This window comes from Janthinobacterium sp. BJB401 (assembly GCF_013372745.1).
Lineage (GTDB): Bacteria > Pseudomonadota > Gammaproteobacteria > Burkholderiales > Burkholderiaceae_D > Janthinobacterium > Janthinobacterium rivuli.
Genome location: NZ_JABXFH010000018.1, coordinates 18,786 through 39,775, shown reverse-complemented (window position 1 = coordinate 39,775; position 20,990 = coordinate 18,786). Strand labels below are relative to the sequence as shown.

Here is a 20,990-nt window from a genome sequence, read left to right as displayed (position 1 = left end):
AAACCGTCAATGAATCACGCTTCCCGTTTCTCTTCGACCCGGCGCCAGCAGGGCAATACCCTGGTCGGCATCATCATCGGCCTGGTCATCGGCCTGGGCATCGCCGTGGTGGTCGCCCTGGTGATCACCAAGGGCGCCTCGCCCTTCACCGACAAGTCGGGCAAGGCCGGCAAATCGACCGAACCGACGGCCGGCCAGATCGCCGATCCGAACAAGCCGATGTACGGCAACAAGGAAGCGGCCAAGGAAGCGGCGCGCGACTTCTCCAAGGAGCCGCGCGAGATCGTCACGCCGACGCAGCCAGCTGCCCCGGCACCGGCGCCAGCGCAGCAGCCAAAGGCGCCGCCGCCGGACGCGCTGCAGGAATTGATCGGTACGTTGAAGGACAAGCCGGCGCCGAAAACGCCGGCGGCAGCACCAGCAGCGCCGCAAGCCAAGGCCGACGTGAAAGAAGCCAAGGCCGATGCAGCCAGCGACAAATGGATTTATTATCTGCAGGCCGGCGCCTTCCATGACATGTCGGACGCCGAAAGCACGCGCGGCAAACTGGCGCTGCTCGGCTTCGAAGCGGCCATCAGCGACCGCAGCACCGACGCCGGCGTGCTGCACCGCGTGCGCGTCGGACCGTTCAACCAGCTCGAAGCGATGAACCGCGCGCGCACGAAACTGTCTGAAAACGGCATCGACGTCGCCGTCGTCCGCAACCAAAAATAAGGAACCAGCATGCGTTTTCTGAAGAACATTCTGATCGCCGTCGCACTGTGCACGGCCGCCATGGGCGCATCGGCCTCGCCGGCCGAGCCGAAAAACGGCGTCGAGTACGAAACCCTGCCCACGCCGCAGGCGACGGAAGCGGGCAAGAAAATCGAAGTGACGGAATTCTTCGCCTATTACTGCCCGCATTGCAACGTGCTCGAACCGCAGCTGGCGGCCTGGGTCAAGAAACAGGGCGACAACATCGTCTTCAAGCGCGTGCACGTGTCGCGCGATGACAGCGTGGCGCCGCAGCAGCGGCTGTTCTTCACCCTGCAAGCCATGGGCCTGGTCGACAAGCTGCACACCAGCGTCTTCCACGCCATGCACGTGGAACGCAACCGCCTGAACACCGACGACGCCGTTTTCGATTTCGTCGCCAAACAGGGCGTGGACCGCCAGAAATTCATCGACACCTACCGTTCCATGGGTGTCTCGGCCCGCGTGCGCCGCGCGGACGCCATGATGCAGGGTTATAACGTGACGTTCTGGCCCATGATCGCCATCGATGGCCGCTACATCACCTCGCCGTCGCAAGCCGATCAGGGCAGCAAATCGGCCAAGAACGAAGAGCAGCTGAACGCCCAGGCGCTCAGCGTGATGGACGTGCTGGTCGCGAAAGCCAAAGCGGAAAAGAAATAAGCATGGCCACTTCCCTGGCGCGCCCGGGCATCGTCTGATGCAACGCGTGCTTTACAGCGTATTCATCACGGGCGCGTCGAGCGGCTTGGGCGCCGCCCTGGCGCTGCAGTACGCGCGTCAGGGCGCCCATCTGGGCTTGCTGGCCCGCCGCGGCGACACCCTGCAGCAACTGATCGCCTCCCTGCCCCACCCTGAACGCCACCGCGCCTACGCCGTCGATGTGTGCGATCACGCCGCCCTGAAAAGCGCGGCCGCCGACTTCATCGCCCATGCCGGCGGCATCGACGTCGTCATCGCCAGCGCCGGCGTGTCCTACGGCACCCTGAGCGAGCACGCGGAAGACCTGGACGCCTTCGCGCGCCTGATCGCCATCAACGTCACGGCCACCGTCGCCACCTTCGCGCCCTTCATCGCCAGCATGAAAAGCCAGGGCAGCGGACGCCTGGTGGGCATCGGCAGCGTGGCCGGCATCCGCGGCCTGCCCGGCGCCGAAGCCTACAGCGCCTCGAAAGCGGCCGTCATCAGCTACTGCGAATCGCTGCGCCTGGAACTGAAACCGGCTGGCGTCAAGGTCGTCACCATCACGCCCGGCTACATCGACACGCCGATGACGCGCCACAACGCCTACCGCATGCCCTTTTTGATGCCGGCCGAAAAATTCGCCGCACGCGCCGCGCGCGCCATCGCCGACGGCGACAGCTATCGCGTAATCCCGTGGCAGATGGGCGTCGTCGCCAAGCTGCTGCGCGCGCTGCCCAATGCCGTCTACGACCTGGCCTTCGCCAACGCGCCGCACAAAGCGCGCAGCAAGCCATCCGGCGACAGCCAGTAAAACCATATCCTCCCCATGACGAAGCACTCAGACCTGAACAGCGCGGCCATCGCCGCCCATTGCGCCACCGGCGCCTCCCACGTGGCAATTGAAGTGGTCGACGAAACGGGATCGACCAACGCCGACCTGCTGGCGCGCTGCGCCACCTTGGCCGGCCCCACCCTGCGCATCGCCGGCCAGCAGACGGCCGGACGCGGGCGCGCCGGGCGGCCGTGGGTGTCGCAGGCGGACGCCAGCCTGATGTTCTCGCTGGCCTGGCGCTTCAAGGGACCGCTGCACCAGCTGGTGGGATTGCCGCTGGCCGTCGGCGTGGCGCTGGCCGAGACCATGACGGCGCTGGGCGTGCCGGTGCAACTGAAGTGGCCGAACGATCTGCTCAAGGATGGCCATAAACTGGCCGGCATCCTCGTCGAGACGCAGCAGACGACCGATGGTGCCGTGTGGGCCGTGATCGGCTGCGGCATCAATCTGCTGATGCCCGATGCACTGGAACGGCAGATCGGGCGCAGCGTCTCGGCCGTGCCCTGGCTGGCGCAGATGGAGCGCAATACGCTGGTGGCAGGGCTCTTGAGCCGCCTGGCCGGCGTGCTGGCCGAATTCGACGACACGGGCTTCGCGCCTTTCACGGAGCGCTGGAACGCGCTGCACGCGTGGCAGGGCCAGCACGTGAAAATTCTCGACAACGGCCAGCTGCTGCAGCAAGGCGTGGCGGCCGGCGTGGACCAACTGGGCCGCCTGCTGCTGCGCACCGATGGCGGGCTGCAGGAAGTCATGTCCGGCGACGTGTCCCTGCGCCTGCTGGGGGAGTAAGCACATGCTGCTGCTGATCGACGCCGGCAATACGCGCATCAAATGGGCACTCGTGGCCGCCGGCAGTACCGCCGGCGGCTGGCTGGCCAGCGGCGCCGTCGCGCATGCGCAGATCGACACGCTGGCCGCGCAATGGGCGACACTCGCCATTCATGAGGTGCTGCTGTCGAATGTGGCAGGCGCCATCATCGGCGCGCGCCTGCGCGCCATGCTGCCGGTCGCGGCCCGCGACTTTGTCTCGCTGCCGCAGCTGGCGGGCCTGACGAACGGCTACCGCACGCCATCTCAGCTGGGCTGCGACCGCTTTGCCGCCGCCATCGGCGCGCACGCGCTGGCGCCTGGCCAGGCCGTCATCGTCGCCAATTGCGGCACCGCCACCACCATCGACGCCATCACGGCCGATGGCGTTTTCCTTGGCGGGATGATCTTGCCGGGACTGGGATTGATGGCCAGCTCGCTGGCGCGCAATACGGCGCAGCTGCCGCAAATCGCCAGCGACGCCGCGCTGCCGGCCGGCTTTGCCGACAACACGGACGACGCCATCCTCTCCGGCTGCCTGGCGGCCCAGGCGGGCGCCATCGAACGGGCCGTGCGCATGCACGGCGCCAGCGCCTGTCTGTTGTCGGGCGGCGCCGCAGCACGCATCGCGCCGGCCCTGGCGCTGGCGGTACCGCTGCACCTGGTCGATAATATCGTCATGCTCGGCCTGCAGGCGGCTGCGCGCGCCGGGGCCGCAGGAACACAAGGAAACCACGTATGCTGAAATTCGTCTTCTGGCTGCTGGCCGGCGTCAACCTGCTGGTGCTGGCCATCGGCCAGGGTTATCTGGGCAGTTTTCGCACGGAGACGCGCGAGCCGGCGCGCCTGAAAAACCAGCTGCAAGCGAATAAACTCAGCTTGCTGACGCAGGAGCAGGCCACCGCATCCGCCGCGCCGCCAGCCGCCGAAGAGGCTGCGAAGCCTGCGGCGGCACCGGCGCCGCCGCCATCGTATGCCTGTACGGAAGTGGGCAATTTCCTGCTGGCGGACGGGCGCCGCTTCGAGGCGCAAGTGGCGGCACTGGACCTGGGCGACCGCCAGTCGCGCCGCAACGTGGCAGGCCAGGACATTTCCAGCTACATGGTGTACATCCCGCCGCAGGGCAGCAAGGAAGGCGCCGACCGCAAGGCCGGCGAATTGAAGCAGCTGGGCGTGACGAATTACTTCATCATGAATGAAAGCAGCCCGCTGCGCTGGGGCATTTCACTGGGCGTATTCAAGTCGGAAACCAGCGCGCAAAGCCAGCTGGCATCACTCAACAAACAGGGCGTGCACAGCGCCCGCGTCGCACCGCGCTACAGCGCCAGCAAGCAGTTCGCTTACCAGTTCCGCGACCTCGACGCCGCCACGCGCGCCCGGCTGGAGAAAATCAAAACGCAATTCCCGGAGCAGGAATTGCGCAGTTGTAAGTAGCTAGCGTTGGATGACAATAGGCTTGATGCCCGTCGATTCCGGTAAATTCGCCGCCGCCCGTGCCGCTTCGGCGCGGCTGGAGAACGGTCCGCCGTACAGGCGGAACAGGTTACCGGCCTGCACCACGCCCAGGGTCCCCAGGCCCGCCGCATACGGCGCCAGGCGCGAACGTCCCGATTCCGCATTGTCGGCGCGCGAGTAGGCGCCCAGCTGCAGATAAAAGCCGCTGGCCAGCGCCGCCGGTGCCGGCATGGCCACCGTCGCATCGACGGGCAGCATCTGCGACGACACTTCCGGCTGCACCACGGCGCCCGTTTCCACGGGCGTGTCGATGGAGATGGCGACCACGGAAGGTACAGGCTTCGGCGCCGCACGGGCCGCCAGGATGGCGTCGATATCGGCTGGCAGCAGGCGTTCGACGACCACCTGATGGCTGCCCTTGCCAAGGAAGCCCAGTTTCAGCGCCGCCGTGTAGGACACGTCGATGACGCGCGTGGCGTGGAACGGGCCGCGGTCGTTGATGCGCACGATCACCTGCTCGCCGCTGTCGATGCTCGTCACGCGCGCATACGACGGAATCGGCAAGGTTGGATGGGCCGCCGTCATCTTGTACATATCGTAAATTTCGCCCGACGAAGTGCGCTGGCCATGGAATTTCTTGCCATACCAGGTGCCCGTGCCCTTCTGCTTGAAAGGTTCGTTGTCGGTGATCGGCGTGTACGTCTTGCCGAAGACGACATAGGGGCGGTTCGAGCGCGTCGAATACGGCTCGTTGCGCACTTCCGCGTCGGGCACGTCGCGCAGGTTGGCGGGCGGATTGTCGCCCGGGCCATCATCCTTGTAGTAGCCGCCGCGCCCGGAGCCGGCCGCCGGCAATACCGGCAGGGTGGGATCCTGGCGCACGGGCACCTTGACCTTGCCGCCGGATGGCAGCGGCACGTTATTCGATGCGGGCTTTTGCGGCGTCGTGCCACAGGCGGCCAGGGTCAGCAAAGCGGCCAGGCTCAATCCGCGCATGGCGAAGGTATCGAAAGGCGCGCGCATCAGGTCTGCACCAGCTTGCGGTGGCGCTGAATGCTCATCAGGATACCGGTGGCCACGCCCAGGGTCAGCAGCGCGGTGCCGCCATAACTGAGGAATGGAAGGGGTACGCCGACCACCGGCACGATGCCGCTGACCATACCCATATTAACGAAGGCGTAAGTAAAGAAAATCATGGTGATCGCTCCTGCCAGCAGGCGAGTGAAAAAACTGGGGGCGTTGGCGGCGATCATCAGCCCCCGTCCCACCAGCAGCAAATACATCAGCATCAGGATCAAGTTACCAACCAGGCCGAATTCCTCGGAATACACGGCAAAAATAAAATCGGTCGTGCGTTCCGGAACAAACTCCAGGTGGGCTTGCGTGCCGTGCGTCCAGCCCTTGCCCGTCATGCCGCCGGAACCGATGGCGATGATGGACTGGATGATATGGAAGCCCTTGCCCAGCGGGTCCTTGGTCGGGTCGATCAGCATCATCACGCGGTCGCGCTGGTAATCATGCAGGTGCGACCAGGCAATCGGCAGGCAGGAAACAAAGGTGATCAGCAAGCCGGCCAGCACCTTCCACGACAGGCCGGCCAGGAAGATGACGGTAAAGCCGGCCGCCACCACCAGCAGCGCCGTGCCCAGGTCGGGCTGGCGCGCGATCAGATAGACGGGCACCAGCAACAGTATCGCCGCCATCAGGAACGATTTCCAGCGCAGGGCGCCCGCATTGTGCTGGAAGAACCAGGCCAGCATCAGCGGTGTGGCGATCTTCAGGAATTCGGATGGCTGGATGTCGATCACGCCGATATGCAGCCAGCGCCGCGCACCGAGCTTGATGGTGCCGAACAGCGCCACGGCCACCAGCAGGATCACGGACACCGTATATGCCGGCACGGCGATGCGCATCATCATCTGCGGCGTGACGTTGGCCGCCACCCACATGACGAAAAAGCACAGCAGGATGTTGCGCAGGTGGTCTTCGATCTTGCCGGGGATGCCGATGCTGGCCGAATACAGGGTCAGCAAGCTGGTGCTGAGCAGCATCAGGATGATGATCATCAGCGGCGGATCGAACACCGCCAGATAGGGTTTGGCGCGCCGCCACAGCGAGCGCCTCTCGTTAATGGGCATGTGCTTCCTTATTGCCTGGCAGGAGTCGCCGGGGCGGCCTGCTCGTCAGTGATTTCTTCCAGGGTGCGCACTTCGTCGACATCTTCCTTGGGCACCTTGGTGGTGTCTTTTTCCTTGTCGCTCGGACGCTTGCCCAGCAGGTAGTAGTCGAGCGCCTTGCGCGCGATCGGGGCGGCCACGCCGGCGCCGAAGCCCGCGTTTTCCACCACGATGGCAATCGCGATGCGCGGCTTGTCGGCCGGCGCGAAGGCCGTAAACAAGGCGTTGTCGCGCAGGCGCTCGGCCAGCAGCTTGGCATTGTACTTCTCGTTTTTCTTGATGCCCACCACCTGCGCCGTCCCCGTCTTGCCGCCCACCGTGTACTGCACGCCGGTGAAGATGCGCGCGGCCGTGCCACCCTGCTCGCTGGTCACGCCGACCATGGCGCGCTTGATGGTGTCGATGTTTTCCTGCTTGAGCGGAATGCGGTAGCTTTCCTTGGGTACCGTCAGGGTGCGCGCGCGCGTGGCCGCGTCTTCGATGATTTTCACCAGATGCGGCTTCATCACCACGCCGTTGTTGGCCAGGTTGGCCGTCGCGTGGGCGATCTGCAGCGGCGTATACGAGTTGTAGCCGGAGCCGTTACTCACCGAAATCGTGTCGCCGCCCACCCATTTTTTCTGCTGCGGCGTCTTGAAGCGGTTGCGCTTCCATTCCGTCGACGGCAGCACGCCCGTCTTTTCGTTATTCAGGTCGATGCCCGTCAGCTGGCCGAAGCCGAACGGCTTCATGAAGTCGTGGATGGCGTCGATGCCCATGTCGCGGCCCAGCTGATAGTAATAGGTGTTGCACGAGACGACGATGGACTTGTGCATGTCCACCGTGCCGTGACCGCCCACCTTGTCGTCGCGGAAGGTATGGCCGCCGAGGATGAAGAAACCGGGGTCGGAAATCGACTGGCTCGGCGTGCGCTTGCCCAATTCGAGTGCGGCCAGCGCCATGAAGGGCTTGAAGGTCGAGCCGGGCGCGTAGGTGCCGGACAGGGGCCGGTTGACCATCGGCCGGTCCAGCGAGGTATTGAGTTCGTTCCAGCTTTGCTGGTCGATGCCGTCGACGAACAGGTTGGGGTCGTAGCCTGGCTTGGAGACGTAGGCGAGAATGTCGCCCGTGGCCGGATCGATGGCCACGGCCGCGCCGCGCCATTCGCCGAACGCTTCCTCGACCACTTTTTGCAGTTCGATGTCAATCGACAGGATCAGGTTATTGCCAGGGGTGGCCGCCGTGCGCGACAGGGTGCGCATGGCGCGCCCGCCGGCCGACACTTCCACTTCTTCGTAGCCGGTGGTGCCATGCAGCTGCTTCTCGTAGCTTTTTTCCAGGCCTTCCTTGCCGATATGGTCGGTGCCGTTGTAGTTGGCCGCGTCCTCGCCCTCTTCCAGCGCCTTGGCTTCGTTGCGGTTGATGCGGCCGATGAAGCCCACCACGTGCGAGGCCACCTCGCCCATCGGATACTGGCGGAACAAGCGCGCCTGTACCTCGACGCCGGGGAAGCGGAAACGCTGCGCCGTGAAGCGCGCCACTTCCTCGTCCGTCAATCGCGTGCGCAGCGGCACGCTGACGAAGTTCTTCGATTCTTCCAGCAGCTTCTTGAAACGGCGGCGGTCCTTGATGTCGATCTGCACCAGGGTCGACAGCTCGTCGATCACGGAATCGAGGCTGGCGCTCAGTTTCGATGGCGTGATTTCCAGCGTATAGGCCGAGTAATTGCGCGCCAGGACCACGCCGTTGCGGTCGAGGATCAGGCCGCGCGTGGGCACGATGGGCACCACGGCGATGCGATTGTCCTCGGCCTTGGTCGCATAGTCTTCGTGCTTGATCACCTGCAGCCAGATGAAGCGCGCCAGCAGCAGCGAAAAGCAGACGAAGACGAGCGCGCCCAGGATGGTCAGGCGCATGCGGAAAAAATGCAGTTCGCGCTCGGTGTTCTTGAGTTCAGTCATGGCAGGCGCTCGTCAGATCGGCCGGTTATGGTCGCGGTCCACGGCGCGGCGCTGCGGCGCCAGCAAGATCCACGTCACAAAAGGCCATAGGGCCACGGCGACGAAGCTCTCGATGAAATTGAGCCAGCCGGGGAAGCGACCCGAGACGATCAGCCGCGTCAGCAATTGCAGCGCCTGCGTCAGCAGCAGCAGTGGCAGCACGTGCAGCGCCTGCGTCAGGATGGGGAACCACAGCACGCGGCGGTGCATCATGATGGCGAAGTACGACAGCAAGGTATAGGCCAGCGCATTCTCGCCCAGCAGGGTCGAGTCGTGCACGTCCATCATGAGGCCCATGAAGAACGCCACGCCGATGCCGACCTTGCGCGGCTGGTGGATGCCCCAGAAGACCAGCACCAGCGCGACGAAATCAGGCACGCCGACGAACTGCCCCCACGGCAGCAGATTCAGCAAAAAAGCGCACAGCAGGGAAAACCCGATGAACAGGGGGCTGACCGGCAGCAGGATGTAATGCGGGCGGTTCATCGTGTCGCTTCCTTCGGTGGCACGGCGGCGGGTGCGGGCGCTGGCGTCGCAGGTTTTGCGGGCGCGGGCGCAGCCGCGTTGGCGGCAGGCGGCTTGGCGGCAGGCACCGCAGCGGCGGCATCCTTGGCCGGATCCTTGATCGGCGCCATCTTGCCGGCGATCTTGCGGCCCGTCTTGATATCTTCAGCGGGCGGACGCGGTGGAATCTCGGGCGACGTCATCAGGATGAGCAGCTGGGTGTTGCGTTCGATGCCGGCCAGCGGCTGGCACACGACGCGGCCGAACGGGCCATGTGCATTGCGCTCGACCAGGGTCACGCGCGCCACGGCCAGGCCGGCAGGATACAGGCCGTCGAGGCCCGAGGTAATGACGATGTCGCCGATCTGGATGTCGGCGCTGGGGGCCGTGAAGCGCAGCTCCATGGTGCCGGACTTGCCGCGCCCGATGGCCACGCTGCGCACGCCATTGCGCAGCAGCTGCACGGGAATGGCCTGCTCTTCATCCGTCAAGAGCGTCACTTCGGAGGTGAACGGGAACACGCGCGTGACCTGCCCCACCACACCGAGGTTGTCGATCACGGGGCGGCCCAGTTCCACGCCATGCTGGATACCGCGATCGAGCACGATCTTGCGCGTGGCCGAATCGCGCGTGTCGTACAGCACTTCAGCCATCATGGTCTTGACGGGCACGCGCTCGCGCGCTTCCATCAATTTGCGCAAGTGGTTGTTTTCAACGATGTTGAGCTGCGCCTGCTGCAGGATCTGCGCCGAGGCGATCTGTTCGTGTTTCAGGTCGCGCACCTGTTTTTCCAGGGCGGACAGCGAAGAAAAGTAATTGCCGACGCCAAGCGCCACGTCGCGCGGCACCAGCGCCGCCATCTGCACCGGATACAGCACGGTGCCGACTGCCTGGCGCACGGCCGTCAGCGCGTGCATGCGCGAATCGACCAGCAGCAGGGCGATAGAAATGCCGGCGAACACCATCATCTTGACGCGGGCGGAGGCGCCTTGTTTGAAAAGTGGCGGAGGACTGTATTCCATGACTTCCAATGATCAGGCCAGGCGCAGTGCGCCAACGTGCAGGCCCCGGTCAGACGCCGGCGCCAAAACCAAAAAAAGGCCGGATTGGTTTCCGGCCCTTCTGTCAGATTATTCGTAGGAGAAGATCGAGCCGAGCTTGTCCATACGTTCCAGTGCCATCCCGGAACCGCGCACCACGCAGGTGAGCGGATCCTCGGCCACCAGCACCGGCAGGCCGGTTTCCTCCATCAGCAGGCGGTCCAGGTCGCGCAACAGTGCGCCGCCGCCCGTCAACATCATGCCTTTTTCGGCGATGTCGGCACCCAGTTCCGGCGGCGTCTGTTCCAGCGCGTTCTTCACGGCCGAGACGATGTTGTTCAACGGGTCGGTCAGCGCTTCGAGGATCTCGTTGCTGGAGATGGTGAACGAACGCGGGATGCCTTCGGACAGATTGCGGCCCTTGACTTCCATTTCCTTCACTTCCGAGCCAGGGAAAGCCGAACCGATGGCCTTCTTGATGGCTTCAGCCGTCTGTTCGCCGATCAGCATGCCGTAGTTGCGGCGGATGTAGTTGACGATGGCTTCATCGAATTTGTCGCCGCCGACGCGCACGGAACCCTTGTAGACCATGCCGCCCAGCGAAATGATGCCCACTTCGGTGGTGCCGCCGCCGATGTCGACCACCATCGAGCCGGTCGCTTCGGACACGGGCAAGCCCGCGCCGATGGCCGCTGCCATCGGTTCTTCGATCAGGTACACCTGCGAGGCGCCGGCGCCCAGGGCCGATTCGCGGATCGCGCGGCGTTCGACCTGGGTCGAACCGCACGGCACGCAAATGATGATGCGCGGCGATGGACGGAAGAATTTCGAGTCGTGCACCATGCGGATGAATTGCTTGAGCATTTGCTCGGTGACGGTGAAGTCGGCGATCACGCCATCTTTCATCGGACGAATCGCTTCAATATTGCCCGGCACTTTGCCCAGCATCTGCTTGGCTTCCTTGCCGACTGCCTGAATGGTCTTCTTGCCATTCGGACCGCCTTCCTGGCGGATGGCGACGACGGATGGCTCGTCCAGGACGATACCGAGGCCGCGTACATAAATAAGGGTGTTGGCCGTGCCCAAGTCAATGGCCAGATCGGTGGAGATATACCTGCGTAAAAAACCAAACATGAGTGTCCTGTAGCGCATCGAGCTGCGCAAAAGCTGTTTATGGGGAGTTTCAAAGCGGGCGCTTTCAGGCACCCTGAAAATCCGTGGAGGCGATTTTTTCGGGTTTCGCTTGGCGCTTGCGCAATCTTTTCTATGCTGCGGCAGCGGTCCATCAGCGCCGGCAACGCATTAACCCGCCATTCTACCTTATAATTTGAATGCGATTTGCTCAAAAACCATGGAAAAGTGCGACTCTTGCAGCCGCGAGTTACGCGGCATTCCTCGATTTTTGTGAGCAAAATAGCAGTAAATACCCGCGTTTTATCAAAACGCCAACTTAATACTAATGCGCGGCACTCCGCGCCATTCGCCATGTCCCTGACACTCTCCGACGTAAAACGCATCGCCCACCTGGCCCAACTTGAAATGGCCGACGACCAGGCCGTCACGTCTTTGGCCCAATTGAACAAGATTTTTGCACTCGCGGAACAAATGCAAGCCGTCAATACCGATGGCGTGGCGCCCCTGAGCCACCCACTGGCCGCGCACATGGACAATATCGCCCTGCGCCTGCGCGAAGACATCGCCACGGAACAAAACCGCCGCGACGCCTACCAGGCCGTGGCGCCGAAGGTACAGGATGGCCTGTATCTCGTGCCAAAAGTGATCGAGTAACTGCGCCGCTCCATGCTGTTGCCTTCCCGTCGAATATCAAAATAGAAACGCCATGCATACAAAATCCATCAAACAGCTGTCCACGCTCTTGCAGAACAAGGAAATTTCCGCCGTTGCGCTGGCGACGCATTTCCTCGACCGCATCGCAGCGGACAACTCGAACGCCTTCTTGCACGTCGACCGTGCCCTGACCCTGGCGCAAGCTGCCGAAGCGGATGCGCGCATCGCCGCCGGCACGGCCACGCCATTGACGGGCGTGCCGATCGCGCACAAGGACTTGTTCGTCACGAAAGGCTGGCGCACGACGGCCGGCTCGAAAATGCTGGCCGACTACGCCAGCCCGTTTGACGCCACCGTGGTGGAGAAATTCCAGGCGGCCGGCATGGTCACCCTGGGTAAAGTTAACTGCGATGAATTCGCCATGGGTTCCGGCAACGAGAACTCGGCCTTCGGCGCCGTGCAAAATCCGTGGGACAAAAACGCCGTGCCAGGCGGCTCGTCCGGCGGCTCGGCCGCCGCCGTGGCGGCTGGCCTGACGCCAGCGGCCACCGGCACCGACACGGGCGGCTCGATCCGCCAGCCTGCCGCTTTTTGCGGCATCACCGGCATCAAGCCGACGTATGGCCGCGTCTCGCGCTTCGGCATGATCGCCTTTGCCTCGTCGCTGGACCAGGGCGGCCCGATGGCCCGCTCGGCCGAAGACTGCGCCCTGCTGCTCACGGCCATGGCCGGCTTCGATGAGCGCGACTCGACCAGCCTGTCGCCGGAACAGGGCGGCGTGGCGGAAGATTTTTCGCGCGAGCTGGGACAACCCCTCACGGGCCTGCGCATCGGCGTGCCGCGCGAATACTTCGGCGAGGGCCTGGCCAAGGACGTGGAAGCGGCCGTGCGCGGCGCGCTGGCGCAGTATGAAAAGCTGGGCGCCACCCTGGTCGACATCTCGCTGCCAAACACGGCCCTGTCGATTCCCGCCTACTACATGATCGCCCCGGCCGAAGCGTCGTCGAACCTGTCGCGCTACGACGGCGTGCGCTACGGCCACCGCGCCACCGAGTACAAGGACTTGCAGGACATGTACAAGAAGTCGCGCGCGCAGGGTTTCGGTCCGGAAGTGCAGCGCCGCATCATGGTCGGCACCTATGTGCTGTGCCACGGCTACTACGACGCCTACTACTTGAAAGCGCAAAAGATCCGCCGCCTGATCGCGCAGGATTTCGACGCCGTCCTGAATGGCCCGAACGCCGTCTGCGACGTCATCATGGGACCGGTCGCGCCGACCGTCGCCTGGGACCTGGGCGACAAGACGGACGACCCGGTGGCGAACTACCTGGCCGACATCTACACCCTGTCGACCAGCCTGGCCGGCCTGCCCGGCATGTCGATCCCTTGCGGCTTTGGCGAAGGCGAGAAAAACAGCAAGCGCCCCGTCGGCCTGCAAATCATCGGCAATTACTTTGGCGAAGCCAGGCTGCTGAACGTGGCCCACCAGTTCCAGCAAGTGACGGACTGGCATACGCGCAGCCCTGCCGGTATTTAATAAGAACAGACGCGCCGCCCAGGCGGCGCCACCAAAAAATAAGCGAGAACACTATGCAATGGGAAGTCGTCATCGGTCTTGAGAACCACGTGCAGCTCACGACCGAATCCAAAATTTTCAGCGGTTCGCCGATCAAGTACGGCGCCGACGCCAACACGCAAGCGAGCCCGGTCGACCTGGCGCTGCCAGGCGTGCTGCCGGTGATGAACAAGCAAGCCGTCGACCGCGCAATCCGTTTTGGTTTGGCCGTGGGCGCCACCGTCGCGCCGCACTCGGTCTTCGCGCGCAAAAACTATTTTTACCCTGATTCACCCAAGGGTTACCAGATCAGCCAGTTCGAAGACCCCGTCGTCATCGGCGGCGCCCTGACCTTCGGCTACGAAAAGGATGGCGAATTCGTCACCAAGACGGTCAACCTGACGCGCGCCCACCTGGAAGAAGACGCCGGCAAGTCCTTGCACGAAGACTATGCCGGCATGAGCGGCATCGACTTGAACCGCGCCGGCACGCCGCTGCTGGAAATTGTCTCGGAACCGGAAATCCGCAGCGCAGCCGAAGCCGTGGCCTACGCCAAGGCCCTGCACTCGCTGGTCATGTGGCTGGGCGTTTGCGACGGCAACATGCAGGAAGGTTCGTTCCGCTGCGACGTCAACGTCTCCGTGCGCCCCGTCGGCCAGAAGGAATTCGGCACCCGCTGCGAAATCAAGAACCTGAACTCCTTCCGTTTCATCGAAGAAGCCGTGCACGTCGAAGTGCGCCGCCAGATCGAACTGATCGAAGACGGCGGCAAGGTCGTGCAGGCGACGCGTTTGTACGATCCGGACCGCAAGGAAACGCGCGAAATGCGCAGCAAGGAAGACGCGCAGGATTACCGCTACTTCCCGGACCCTGACCTGCCGCCGCTGGTCATCTCGCAAGCGTGGATCGACACGGTCAAGGCATCGATGCCGGAACTGCCGGCCGCCATGCGCGCCCGTTTCATCAGCGAATACGCGCTGCCGGACTACGATGCGCTGGTGCTCACGCAATCGAAAGCCATGGCCACCTATTTCGTCGCCGTCGTCGACAAGGCCGGCAAGGAAAACGCCAAGGCCGCCGCCAACTGGCTGATGGGCGACGTATCGTCGACCCTGAACCGCGAAGGCGTGGACCTGGACGACGCCCCCGTCTCCGCCGCGCAGCTGGCCGCCATGCTCAAGCGCATCGCCGACGGCACCATCTCGAACAAGGCGGCAAAGGAAGTCTTCGCCGGCATGTGGGAAGCGAAGTCCAGCGACGAGAACCTGGTCGACACCATCATCGACGCCAAGGGTCTCAAGCAGATCTCGGACTCTGGCGCCCTGGAAGCCATCGTCGATGAAGTGCTGGCGGCGAACGCCAAGTCGGTGGAGCAGTACCGCGCCGGCAAGGAAGCGGCCATCAACGCGCTGATCGGCCAGGCCATGAAAGCGTCCAAAGGCAAGGCCAACCCGGCCCAGCTGACAGAGTTGCTGAAGGCCAAGCTGGCGGGGTAATTTTTCACCGCCCCCAAAAAAAAGACGCTGCGGCGTCTTTTTTTTCGCCTGCACAGATCGCGTATAAACAGCCTTGTCTAGACTTTTCCTGCGCACTGAAAGGCGTTTGAAGGCCTATTAAAATTAAAGTATACATTTTTGTCTACACGGTTTACTCTAGCCATATTGAATTTCAGGCAAGAGGAAAACCGCATGGCCAAGACGCACGACATCCCGAAACCGACGGCAGCCGAACTCGATCTGCTGCAGGCACTGTGGCCGCTGGGCGCCGCCACGGCCAAGCAGGTGCACGAGGCGATGGCACTGGCCAAGCCAGCCATCACGTACGGCACCGTGCTGCGCCTGATGCAGATCATGCACAGCAAGGGCTTGCTGATCCGCGACGAAAGCCAGCGCTCGCACGTGTATGCGCCGGCGCAGGCACAGGACAGCTTGCAGACGAACCTGCTCAAGGAATTGATGCAGAAGGCCTTTGCCGGTTCGGCCAAGGCGCTGGTGCTGGCGGCGCTGCGCACGGGCGTGTCGCGCGCCGAACGCGAAGAAATCGAAAAAATGCTCAAGGACGATCAGTCATGAGCGGCTTCGTGCCAGCGCTGGGCTGGACCCTGCTGCACTTCCTGTGGCAAGGCTTGCTGATCGGCTGCGCCACGGCGCTGGCGTGGGCGGCCCTGCGCAATGCGCGTCCGGAAGCGCGCTACGCCGTCGGTTGCGGTGCCCTGCTGGCCTGCCTGGCATGGCCGGCGGCGGGCCTGTATCTGCGCCTGGCCGGCGGCGACGCCACGGGCGCCCTGTACTCCAGCGCCTTGCTGCCGGCCGCCCTGCTGGCACCCGACAGCCTGCCCGACCTGGATCTGCTGCTGCGCGCCGTCGTCGGCGTGTGGGCTTTGTGCGCCGCCGTGCTGGCCGTGCGCATGGCGCTGGGCATGCTGTGGATAGAACGCAGCGCCAGGAACACGGGCGCCACGCATGGACCACTGCAAGCAAGGCTGTCGCACATGGCGCACGATGCGGGCGTGACGCGGCCCGTGCGGCTGCGCGTGCTCGACAACATCACCAGCCCGCTCACGGCCGGCATCTGGCGCCCCATGGTGCTGGTGCCCGCCGCACTGTTGACCGGCATGCCGCCGCACCTGCTCGACGCGCTGCTGGCGCACGAACTGGCGCACATCCGGCGCCACGATTATCTGATCAACCTGCTGCAAAACGCCATCGAGGCGCTGCTGTTCTTCCACCCTGCCGTCTGGTGGATTTCACGCGGCGTGCGCCTCGAACGCGAACACATTGCAGATGATTTCGCAGCAAGACAACTGGGCGAACCGCGGCGTCTGGCTCTTGCACTCTCGGAACTGGAACGTCTCCAGTTCTCAACCCACCACCTGGCCCAGGCGGCCAACGGAGGAGATCTTATGTCACGTATCAAACGATTGCTGCGCCCCGCACCACACAACCTGAACTGGAAGGCGGCCGTGCCGCTGCTGGCCCTGGCCGGCGCCTGCCTCGGCATCTACGGCCAGGCCGTCGCCGCCGACAGCGCGCCCGTGCTGGAACGCCGCCCCGTCATCGACTTTGGCGTGTGTGGCAAACCGGCCTGGCCAGCCGCATCACTGCAGGCGAAGGAGGAGGGCACGGTCAACATGTCCTTCGACGTCGATGCCGCCGGCAAGGTAATGAATTCGAGCGTCGTCAAAAGCAGCGGCCATCCGGCCCTCGACGAAGCGGCGCGCACCGGCATCGCCAAGTGCACGTTCAAGCCGGCCCTCGCCGGCGGCAAGCCTGTCAGCGCCAGCGTGAAGGTGCAATACGTCTGGAGTCTGAAGTAATGTCGGGGCGGCGGCAGCGCAGCAACATCGCAACAGCGCTGCCGCCGCCCGCTTGCGGGTATGATCATGGATTCTTCCACGCACCTGTGAACACGCCATGAACAAGATCAAAACCGGCCTGGTCGGCTACGGCTTTGCCGGCTCCACCTTCCACGCTCCCGTGCTGTCCGCCATCGATGCCCTGGAACTGACGGCCGTCGCCTCCAGCAAGCCGGAGCTCGTGCACAAGGATTGGCCGCACGCCACCGTGTATGCGCAGCCCGCGCAGCTGTTTGCCGATCCATCGATCGAACTGGTCGTCATCGCCGCGCCCAATGAAGCGCATTTCAGCCTGGCGCAAGCGGCCCTGCAAGCGGGCAAGCACGTGGTGGTCGACAAGCCCTTCACCATTTCCAGTGCCGAGGCACTGAGCCTGATCGCGCTGGCGAAAGAGCGCAAGCTGGTGCTCAGCGTGTATCACAACCGCCGCTGGGATGGCGATTTCCTGACCCTGAAAGCGCTGCTGGCACAGGGTACCCTCGGGCGCATCGCCAGCGTCGAATCGCACTTCGACCGTTTCCGCCCCGAGATCCGCCAGCGCTGGCGCGAGTCCGGCGCACCCGGCGGCGGCTTGCTGTACGACCTGGGTCCGCACATGCTGGACCAGGCCATGCAGCTGTTCGGCATGCCGGAAAAGCTGTACGCCGATATCGCCCTGCAGCGCGATGGCGCGCAAGCCGTCGACTACATGCACATTGTGTTGTACTACGACCGGTTGCGCGTGGTGCTGCAAGCGGGCTGCCTTGTAAAAGCGCCGACGGCGCGCTTCGCCGTGCATGGCGACAAGGGCAGTTTCGTGAAGTTTGGCCTCGACCCGCAGGAAGACGCCCTGAAGGCGGGCGGCAGGCCGGGACAGCCTGGCTGGGGCATGGACCCCGTGCGCGGTGCGCTGCATTTGGGCGCGCAGCCGGACGGCCAGTTCGAGCACCTGGAGATGCAGGCGGGCCGCTACCAGGACTTTTACCAGGGCATGGCCGACGCCATCCGCCATGGCGCAGCGGTGCCCGTGGCAGCCGAAGATGCGGCGGCAACGATACGCCTGATCGAACTGGCACTGCAAAGCGCCGCCGAAGGGCGCGTGCTCGCGGTCAGCTGATCGGGTTCAATTGATGACGAAGGCCAGCACCACGGCGCCCAGCGCCAGCAGGGCCAGACCGCAAATGAACAGCAGCTCGCCCCACCATTCGTAGCGCAAGCGCGACTGGCCGGGGCGCAGCGACATGAACGAGAGCACGGCGCTGACGAGAAATACGATGGCATCGATAGCGAGCAGCTTGTCGATGGCTACGCGCACCTCGCCGCGCGGCGCCAGGTGTCCGATCGACAGCACCGTCATGCACACCCCGACCATCGTCGCCGACGTGGGCAGGATATGTGCCGACAAGCCCCGCGCCGACAAGCCCAGTTCAGGTGCCTTGCCGTCGCCAGCCATCAGGATTTACCTTGATTCGTTCCCGCCGGCCAGACCAGCTCCACCCGCGCGGAACTGCCCGCCTTGACCTGCACCTTGCGCTCCAGCGTCTTGCCGGCCAGGGTGGCATGCAGGCTGTAGCTGCCCGGCGCCAGTTTCGCCAGCAGGAACGGTCCGCTGGCCGTCGTTTCCAGCACTGGCGCGCCCTTGGCGTCGCGTATGGTCAGCTTCACGTCGGAGGCAAATTCCGCCTTGCCCGCCGCCTGCACGGAAAACACGAGGCTCAAGGGCCAGTGCCGGCTGGCGCTCTTGATGGCCGTCGATTCATCGAGGCCGATGCCGCCACTCAGGTATTCCACCGCCCCGCTTTTCTGCACGGGCGGCAGTGCGCTGTCGCTTTGCGCCTGCGCCGCACTTCCCAGCAACAGCCCGGCGGCCAGCATTGCCGCCGCCAGGGTCAGGGTACCGCGTCTGTCTGGTGCCATCTCACTCTCCTCATGTCGGTTGAATCAAGATAGGAAGCGCAGCTTAAACAAGACTTAGCCCCGCATCAGCGCCGGCGCATGGCCTCGGCGATCTTCTGGTCCGTCTTGTACTGGCTCAGCGAATACACGGCCCAGATCGCCGCCGGCAGCCAGCCGATCAGGGTGATTTGCAGGATCAGGCAAATGATGCCGGCGATCGGACGGCCGATGGTGAAAAAGGTCAGCCACGGGAGTATCAGGGCAATCAGCAAGCGCATCGTTCATTCCTTGAGTATTCCCCTGTGCCGCGGGGACCGGGCCGGCATGCGCCGGCGATCAATTCAGTGAATCCGATTATAACGATACTGGCGCCTCACGGCGCTACGGGTGCCAGGAGTTTCTCCATCCACGCCAGGATGGCGGCAAAGATCACGTCGCGGTTTACTTCATTGAAATTCTCGTGATAATTGGCTGGATAGTAGTGATAGTCGAGCAGGCCATCGGGCACGCTGCGCAGCATGCTTTCCGTGGCGCGGCTGTCGGCCAGCTTGTCGTCGCCGGCCACCACGGCGAACAGGGGGAAGCGCCAGCCGGACAAGCCGCCCGCCAGCTCCTTTTGCGCCGACGTCAAGGCATGGGCAAAGCGCACCGATGCGGCACTGGCGCGGATGCCGTCACGCTCATCCTGGAAATGGCGCGCGGTGATGGTCTGATCGTGCGTCAGCAGCATGGTCAGGTTCCCCAGCGGTACCTTCATCGTGGGGAAACGCTGCGCCAGCCATCCGGACAGCATCTGCAACACCTTCGGCACGGGAATCGCATTCACATAATACGGCGACGAGATGATGAAGCCTTTGAGCGCCGGGTCGCCCGCAAAGCGCCGCAAGCCCAGGTGCGTGGCGATCAGGCCGCCCATCGAGTGGCCCATGACGAAGATAGGCACGCCTGGATACGTGGCCTTGACCCACGCGAGGAACAACTCCTCGTCGTCGAGGAAGGCATCGAACGAAGGGATATCGACCTTGCGCTGGCCATCGTGGCCCACCATGTCGAAGCTGACGGTGGCGATGCCGTGCTGGCGGAAGGCCAGCGCCGGCGTGACGTAGTCGCCCGCATGCGCCATGCCGCCGTGGATCGCCAGGATCACGGCACGTGGTGGCGCTGCTGGCTGCCAGATGTGGATCGGCCGCTCGACCTGGTCGCTGCACCGCAGGCTGGCCATCTTGTCTTCTGAAAAACGCATCGCTGCTCCTGTCATGCCCTGTCACGCCTTCAGATGATCGATCAACTGGCGCGCATACAGGGGTAATTCACTGAACTGGCGCACGCAGATCGTCAGATTGCGTACCGACCAGGGATCGGATAATTCCAGGCAGCGCAGCGCCATCGTCTGCTGGCAGCGGCTGGCAGCCGCCAGCGGCACCACGCTGATGCCCACGCCGCTGGCCACCATGCGGCAGACTGCATCGAAACTGCGCAGGCGCACGCGCACCTTCAACGGACGCCCCAGGCGCGCCGCATGCATGCCCAGGTACTGCTGCATCGCGCTGTCGTCGGCCAGGCCGATGAAATCGTGATCCAGCACGCTGGCAAAGTCGACGACGCCATCCTGGCCCAGGGCACGGTGATGCACGCCGTCGGCCGCGGCGATCACCACCAGCCGGTCGGGGCGGAACAAAAACGTCTGCAAGCCGCGCATGTCGACCGAATCGGACACGATGCCCATGTCGGCCAGTCCTTCCGAGACGGCCTTGACGATATCGTAACTGAGGCGCTCTTCCAGGTCGATGGTCAGGTTCGGATGACGGTCGAGAAAAGCGCCTAGCGCTTCGGGCAAAAATTCGCTGAGCGCGGCCGTATTGCACAGCAGCCGCAACTGCCCTTTCAAGCCGCGCGCAAATTCACCGAGTTCGCCGCGCATTTTCTCCATTTGCAGCAGCACCAGGCGCGCGTGATGCAGCAAGGTCTGGCCCACTGGCGTCGGTTCCACGCCGCGCCGGCCGCGCAGCAGCAGGGGCATACCCAGCATCTCTTCCATGCCGCGCACGCGCGCGCTGCTCGACGCCAATGCGAGATGGCTGCGCGCGGCGCCCGCCGTCAGGCTGCCCGCCTCCACCACGTTGACAAACAGCTGCAAATCGACCAGATCAAAGCGCATGGCGGCTCTCCTTTTCGCCATCTTATCAGCCTTCGTATTTTACTAAGGC

Annotated in this window: 23 protein-coding genes; 12 read left to right on the top strand and 11 right to left on the bottom strand. The window is 64.1% G+C overall.

From position 1 onward, the window contains the following. Positions 1 to 9 precede the first annotated feature (9 nt). The 6 genes from HWE17_RS13810 to HWE17_RS13785 are packed head-to-tail and all read left to right on the top strand — an operon-like array spanning position 10 to position 4,489. Positions 10 to 714: an SPOR domain-containing protein gene (locus HWE17_RS13810; RefSeq protein ID WP_176389129.1), complete on the top strand. Its 705-nt coding sequence runs from the start codon at positions 10 to 12 to the stop codon at positions 712 to 714. Positions 715 to 723: 9 nt separating this feature from the next. Next, positions 724 to 1,395: a thiol:disulfide interchange protein DsbA/DsbL gene (locus HWE17_RS13805; protein WP_176389128.1), complete on the top strand. Its 672-nt coding sequence runs from the start codon at positions 724 to 726 to the stop codon at positions 1,393 to 1,395. 37 nt (positions 1,396 to 1,432) lie between these two features. Beyond that, on the top strand, positions 1,433 to 2,227 hold the full coding sequence (locus HWE17_RS13800; protein ID WP_176389127.1) for an SDR family oxidoreductase: 795 nt from the start codon (positions 1,433 to 1,435) through the stop codon (positions 2,225 to 2,227). Positions 2,228 to 2,242: 15 nt separating this feature from the next. Beyond that, positions 2,243 to 3,037: a biotin--[acetyl-CoA-carboxylase] ligase gene (locus tag HWE17_RS13795; RefSeq protein ID WP_176389126.1), complete on the top strand. Its 795-nt coding sequence runs from the start codon at positions 2,243 to 2,245 to the stop codon at positions 3,035 to 3,037. Positions 3,038 to 3,041: 4 nt separating this feature from the next. Beyond that, a complete protein-coding gene (locus tag HWE17_RS13790) occupies positions 3,042 to 3,800 on the top strand; it encodes a type III pantothenate kinase (RefSeq protein WP_176389125.1) in 759 nt (252 codons plus the stop codon). Further along, positions 3,794 to 4,489, top strand: a complete 696-nt coding sequence (locus tag HWE17_RS13785) for an SPOR domain-containing protein (RefSeq protein ID WP_176389124.1) — start codon at positions 3,794 to 3,796, stop codon at positions 4,487 to 4,489. The genes HWE17_RS13790 and HWE17_RS13785 overlap by 7 nt, the downstream gene beginning before the upstream one ends. On the opposite strand, the gene HWE17_RS13780 is transcribed toward HWE17_RS13785, so the two are convergent. The 6 genes from HWE17_RS13780 to HWE17_RS13755 form a co-directional block, all read right to left on the bottom strand. Beyond that, the gene (locus HWE17_RS13780) at positions 4,490 to 5,533 is read right to left on the bottom strand and encodes a septal ring lytic transglycosylase RlpA family protein (RefSeq protein ID WP_035824500.1); all 1,044 of its coding nucleotides are present in this window, start codon (positions 5,531 to 5,533) and stop codon (positions 4,490 to 4,492) included. Then, entirely contained in the window at positions 5,533 to 6,648 is a 1,116-nt protein-coding gene (gene rodA / locus HWE17_RS13775; RefSeq protein WP_035824498.1) for a rod shape-determining protein RodA, read from the bottom strand. Before rodA ends, HWE17_RS13780 begins: the two co-directional genes overlap by 1 nt. Positions 6,649 to 6,656: 8 nt before the next feature. Continuing rightward, entirely contained in the window at positions 6,657 to 8,627 is a 1,971-nt protein-coding gene (gene mrdA / locus HWE17_RS13770) for a penicillin-binding protein 2 (protein ID WP_035824496.1), read from the bottom strand. A gap of 12 nt (positions 8,628 to 8,639) precedes the next feature. Next, positions 8,640 to 9,152, bottom strand: coding sequence for a rod shape-determining protein MreD (gene mreD / locus HWE17_RS13765; RefSeq protein WP_035824494.1), 513 nt, complete (start codon positions 9,150 to 9,152; stop codon positions 8,640 to 8,642). Next, positions 9,149 to 10,192 (bottom strand): rod shape-determining protein MreC, encoded by a 1,044-nt coding sequence (gene mreC, locus HWE17_RS13760; protein WP_176389123.1) that lies wholly within the window; start codon positions 10,190 to 10,192, stop codon positions 9,149 to 9,151. Before mreC ends, mreD begins: the two co-directional genes overlap by 4 nt. 108 nt (positions 10,193 to 10,300) lie before the next feature. Further along, positions 10,301 to 11,344: a rod shape-determining protein gene (locus HWE17_RS13755; protein WP_010393186.1), complete on the bottom strand. Its 1,044-nt coding sequence runs from the start codon at positions 11,342 to 11,344 to the stop codon at positions 10,301 to 10,303. Positions 11,345 to 11,695: 351 nt separating this feature from the next. On the opposite strand from HWE17_RS13755, the gene gatC reads away from it, so the two are divergent. The 6 genes from gatC (at position 11,696) to HWE17_RS13730 (ending at position 18,004) form a co-directional block, all read left to right on the top strand. Further along, positions 11,696 to 11,998, top strand: a complete 303-nt coding sequence (gene gatC, locus HWE17_RS13750) for an Asp-tRNA(Asn)/Glu-tRNA(Gln) amidotransferase subunit GatC (protein WP_034784699.1) — start codon at positions 11,696 to 11,698, stop codon at positions 11,996 to 11,998. 52 nt (positions 11,999 to 12,050) lie between these two features. Continuing rightward, a complete protein-coding gene (gene gatA / locus HWE17_RS28670) occupies positions 12,051 to 13,535 on the top strand; it encodes an Asp-tRNA(Asn)/Glu-tRNA(Gln) amidotransferase subunit GatA (protein WP_369681735.1) in 1,485 nt (494 codons plus the stop codon). 38 nt (positions 13,536 to 13,573) lie between these two features. After that, complete coding sequence (gatB, locus tag HWE17_RS13745) at positions 13,574 to 15,049, top strand: Asp-tRNA(Asn)/Glu-tRNA(Gln) amidotransferase subunit GatB (RefSeq protein ID WP_369681736.1); 1,476 nt, start codon at positions 13,574 to 13,576, stop codon at positions 15,047 to 15,049. A 192-nt stretch (positions 15,050 to 15,241) separates the two neighbouring features. Further along, positions 15,242 to 15,625, top strand: a complete 384-nt coding sequence (locus HWE17_RS13740) for a BlaI/MecI/CopY family transcriptional regulator (protein WP_176389121.1) — start codon at positions 15,242 to 15,244, stop codon at positions 15,623 to 15,625. Continuing rightward, positions 15,622 to 16,869, top strand: a complete 1,248-nt coding sequence (locus HWE17_RS13735; protein ID WP_176389120.1) for a M56 family metallopeptidase — start codon at positions 15,622 to 15,624, stop codon at positions 16,867 to 16,869. Before HWE17_RS13740 ends, HWE17_RS13735 begins: the two co-directional genes overlap by 4 nt. A gap of 97 nt (positions 16,870 to 16,966) precedes the next feature. Then, a complete protein-coding gene (locus HWE17_RS13730; protein WP_176389119.1) occupies positions 16,967 to 18,004 on the top strand; it encodes an oxidoreductase in 1,038 nt (345 codons plus the stop codon). A 6-nt stretch (positions 18,005 to 18,010) separates the two neighbouring features. Here the strand turns inward: HWE17_RS13730 and HWE17_RS13725 are convergent, their stop codons facing one another. The 5 genes from HWE17_RS13725 to HWE17_RS13705 form a co-directional block, all read right to left on the bottom strand. Continuing rightward, positions 18,011 to 18,340 (bottom strand): hypothetical protein, encoded by a 330-nt coding sequence (locus HWE17_RS13725; protein ID WP_255206239.1) that lies wholly within the window; start codon positions 18,338 to 18,340, stop codon positions 18,011 to 18,013. Continuing rightward, positions 18,340 to 18,804: a carboxypeptidase-like regulatory domain-containing protein gene (locus HWE17_RS13720; protein ID WP_176389118.1), complete on the bottom strand. Its 465-nt coding sequence runs from the start codon at positions 18,802 to 18,804 to the stop codon at positions 18,340 to 18,342. Before HWE17_RS13720 ends, HWE17_RS13725 begins: the two co-directional genes overlap by 1 nt. A 65-nt stretch (positions 18,805 to 18,869) precedes the next feature. Further along, positions 18,870 to 19,061: a YqaE/Pmp3 family membrane protein gene (locus tag HWE17_RS13715; RefSeq protein WP_035824477.1), complete on the bottom strand. Its 192-nt coding sequence runs from the start codon at positions 19,059 to 19,061 to the stop codon at positions 18,870 to 18,872. A gap of 95 nt (positions 19,062 to 19,156) precedes the next feature. Next, positions 19,157 to 20,026: an alpha/beta fold hydrolase gene (locus tag HWE17_RS13710; RefSeq protein ID WP_176389117.1), complete on the bottom strand. Its 870-nt coding sequence runs from the start codon at positions 20,024 to 20,026 to the stop codon at positions 19,157 to 19,159. A gap of 21 nt (positions 20,027 to 20,047) precedes the next feature. Further along, positions 20,048 to 20,941 (bottom strand): LysR substrate-binding domain-containing protein, encoded by an 894-nt coding sequence (locus tag HWE17_RS13705; RefSeq protein WP_034749390.1) that lies wholly within the window; start codon positions 20,939 to 20,941, stop codon positions 20,048 to 20,050. Between the last annotated feature and the right edge of the window lie 49 nt (positions 20,942 to 20,990).

What these genes read in the sequence shown, in the direction of transcription:
- HWE17_RS13810 (WP_176389129.1), top strand. Translation starts at nt 10, where the DNA reads ATGAATCACGCTTCCCGTTTCTCTTCGACCCGGCGCCAGCAGGGCAAT.
- HWE17_RS13805 (WP_176389128.1), top strand. Translation starts at nt 724, where the DNA reads ATGCGTTTTCTGAAGAACATTCTGATCGCCGTCGCACTGTGCACGGCC.
- HWE17_RS13800 (WP_176389127.1), top strand. Translation starts at nt 1,433, where the DNA reads ATGCAACGCGTGCTTTACAGCGTATTCATCACGGGCGCGTCGAGCGGC.
- HWE17_RS13795 (WP_176389126.1), top strand. Translation starts at nt 2,243, where the DNA reads ATGACGAAGCACTCAGACCTGAACAGCGCGGCCATCGCCGCCCATTGC.
- HWE17_RS13790 (WP_176389125.1), top strand. Translation starts at nt 3,042, where the DNA reads ATGCTGCTGCTGATCGACGCCGGCAATACGCGCATCAAATGGGCACTC.
- HWE17_RS13785 (WP_176389124.1), top strand. Translation starts at nt 3,794, where the DNA reads ATGCTGAAATTCGTCTTCTGGCTGCTGGCCGGCGTCAACCTGCTGGTG.
- HWE17_RS13780 (WP_035824500.1), bottom strand. Translation starts at nt 5,533, where the DNA reads ATGCGCGCGCCTTTCGATACCTTCGCCATGCGCGGATTGAGCCTGGCC.
- rodA (WP_035824498.1), bottom strand. Translation starts at nt 6,648, where the DNA reads ATGCCCATTAACGAGAGGCGCTCGCTGTGGCGGCGCGCCAAACCCTAT.
- mrdA (WP_035824496.1), bottom strand. Translation starts at nt 8,627, where the DNA reads ATGACTGAACTCAAGAACACCGAGCGCGAACTGCATTTTTTCCGCATG.
- mreD (WP_035824494.1), bottom strand. Translation starts at nt 9,152, where the DNA reads ATGAACCGCCCGCATTACATCCTGCTGCCGGTCAGCCCCCTGTTCATC.
- mreC (WP_176389123.1), bottom strand. Translation starts at nt 10,192, where the DNA reads ATGGAATACAGTCCTCCGCCACTTTTCAAACAAGGCGCCTCCGCCCGC.
- HWE17_RS13755 (WP_010393186.1), bottom strand. Translation starts at nt 11,344, where the DNA reads ATGTTTGGTTTTTTACGCAGGTATATCTCCACCGATCTGGCCATTGAC.
- gatC (WP_034784699.1), top strand. Translation starts at nt 11,696, where the DNA reads ATGTCCCTGACACTCTCCGACGTAAAACGCATCGCCCACCTGGCCCAA.
- gatA (WP_369681735.1), top strand. Translation starts at nt 12,051, where the DNA reads ATGCATACAAAATCCATCAAACAGCTGTCCACGCTCTTGCAGAACAAG.
- HWE17_RS13740 (WP_176389121.1), top strand. Translation starts at nt 15,242, where the DNA reads ATGGCCAAGACGCACGACATCCCGAAACCGACGGCAGCCGAACTCGAT.
- HWE17_RS13735 (WP_176389120.1), top strand. Translation starts at nt 15,622, where the DNA reads ATGAGCGGCTTCGTGCCAGCGCTGGGCTGGACCCTGCTGCACTTCCTG.
- HWE17_RS13730 (WP_176389119.1), top strand. Translation starts at nt 16,967, where the DNA reads ATGAACAAGATCAAAACCGGCCTGGTCGGCTACGGCTTTGCCGGCTCC.
- HWE17_RS13725 (WP_255206239.1), bottom strand. Translation starts at nt 18,340, where the DNA reads ATGGCTGGCGACGGCAAGGCACCTGAACTGGGCTTGTCGGCGCGGGGC.
- HWE17_RS13720 (WP_176389118.1), bottom strand. Translation starts at nt 18,804, where the DNA reads ATGGCACCAGACAGACGCGGTACCCTGACCCTGGCGGCGGCAATGCTG.
- HWE17_RS13715 (WP_035824477.1), bottom strand. Translation starts at nt 19,061, where the DNA reads ATGCGCTTGCTGATTGCCCTGATACTCCCGTGGCTGACCTTTTTCACC.
- HWE17_RS13710 (WP_176389117.1), bottom strand. Translation starts at nt 20,026, where the DNA reads ATGCGTTTTTCAGAAGACAAGATGGCCAGCCTGCGGTGCAGCGACCAG.
- HWE17_RS13705 (WP_034749390.1), bottom strand. Translation starts at nt 20,941, where the DNA reads ATGCGCTTTGATCTGGTCGATTTGCAGCTGTTTGTCAACGTGGTGGAG.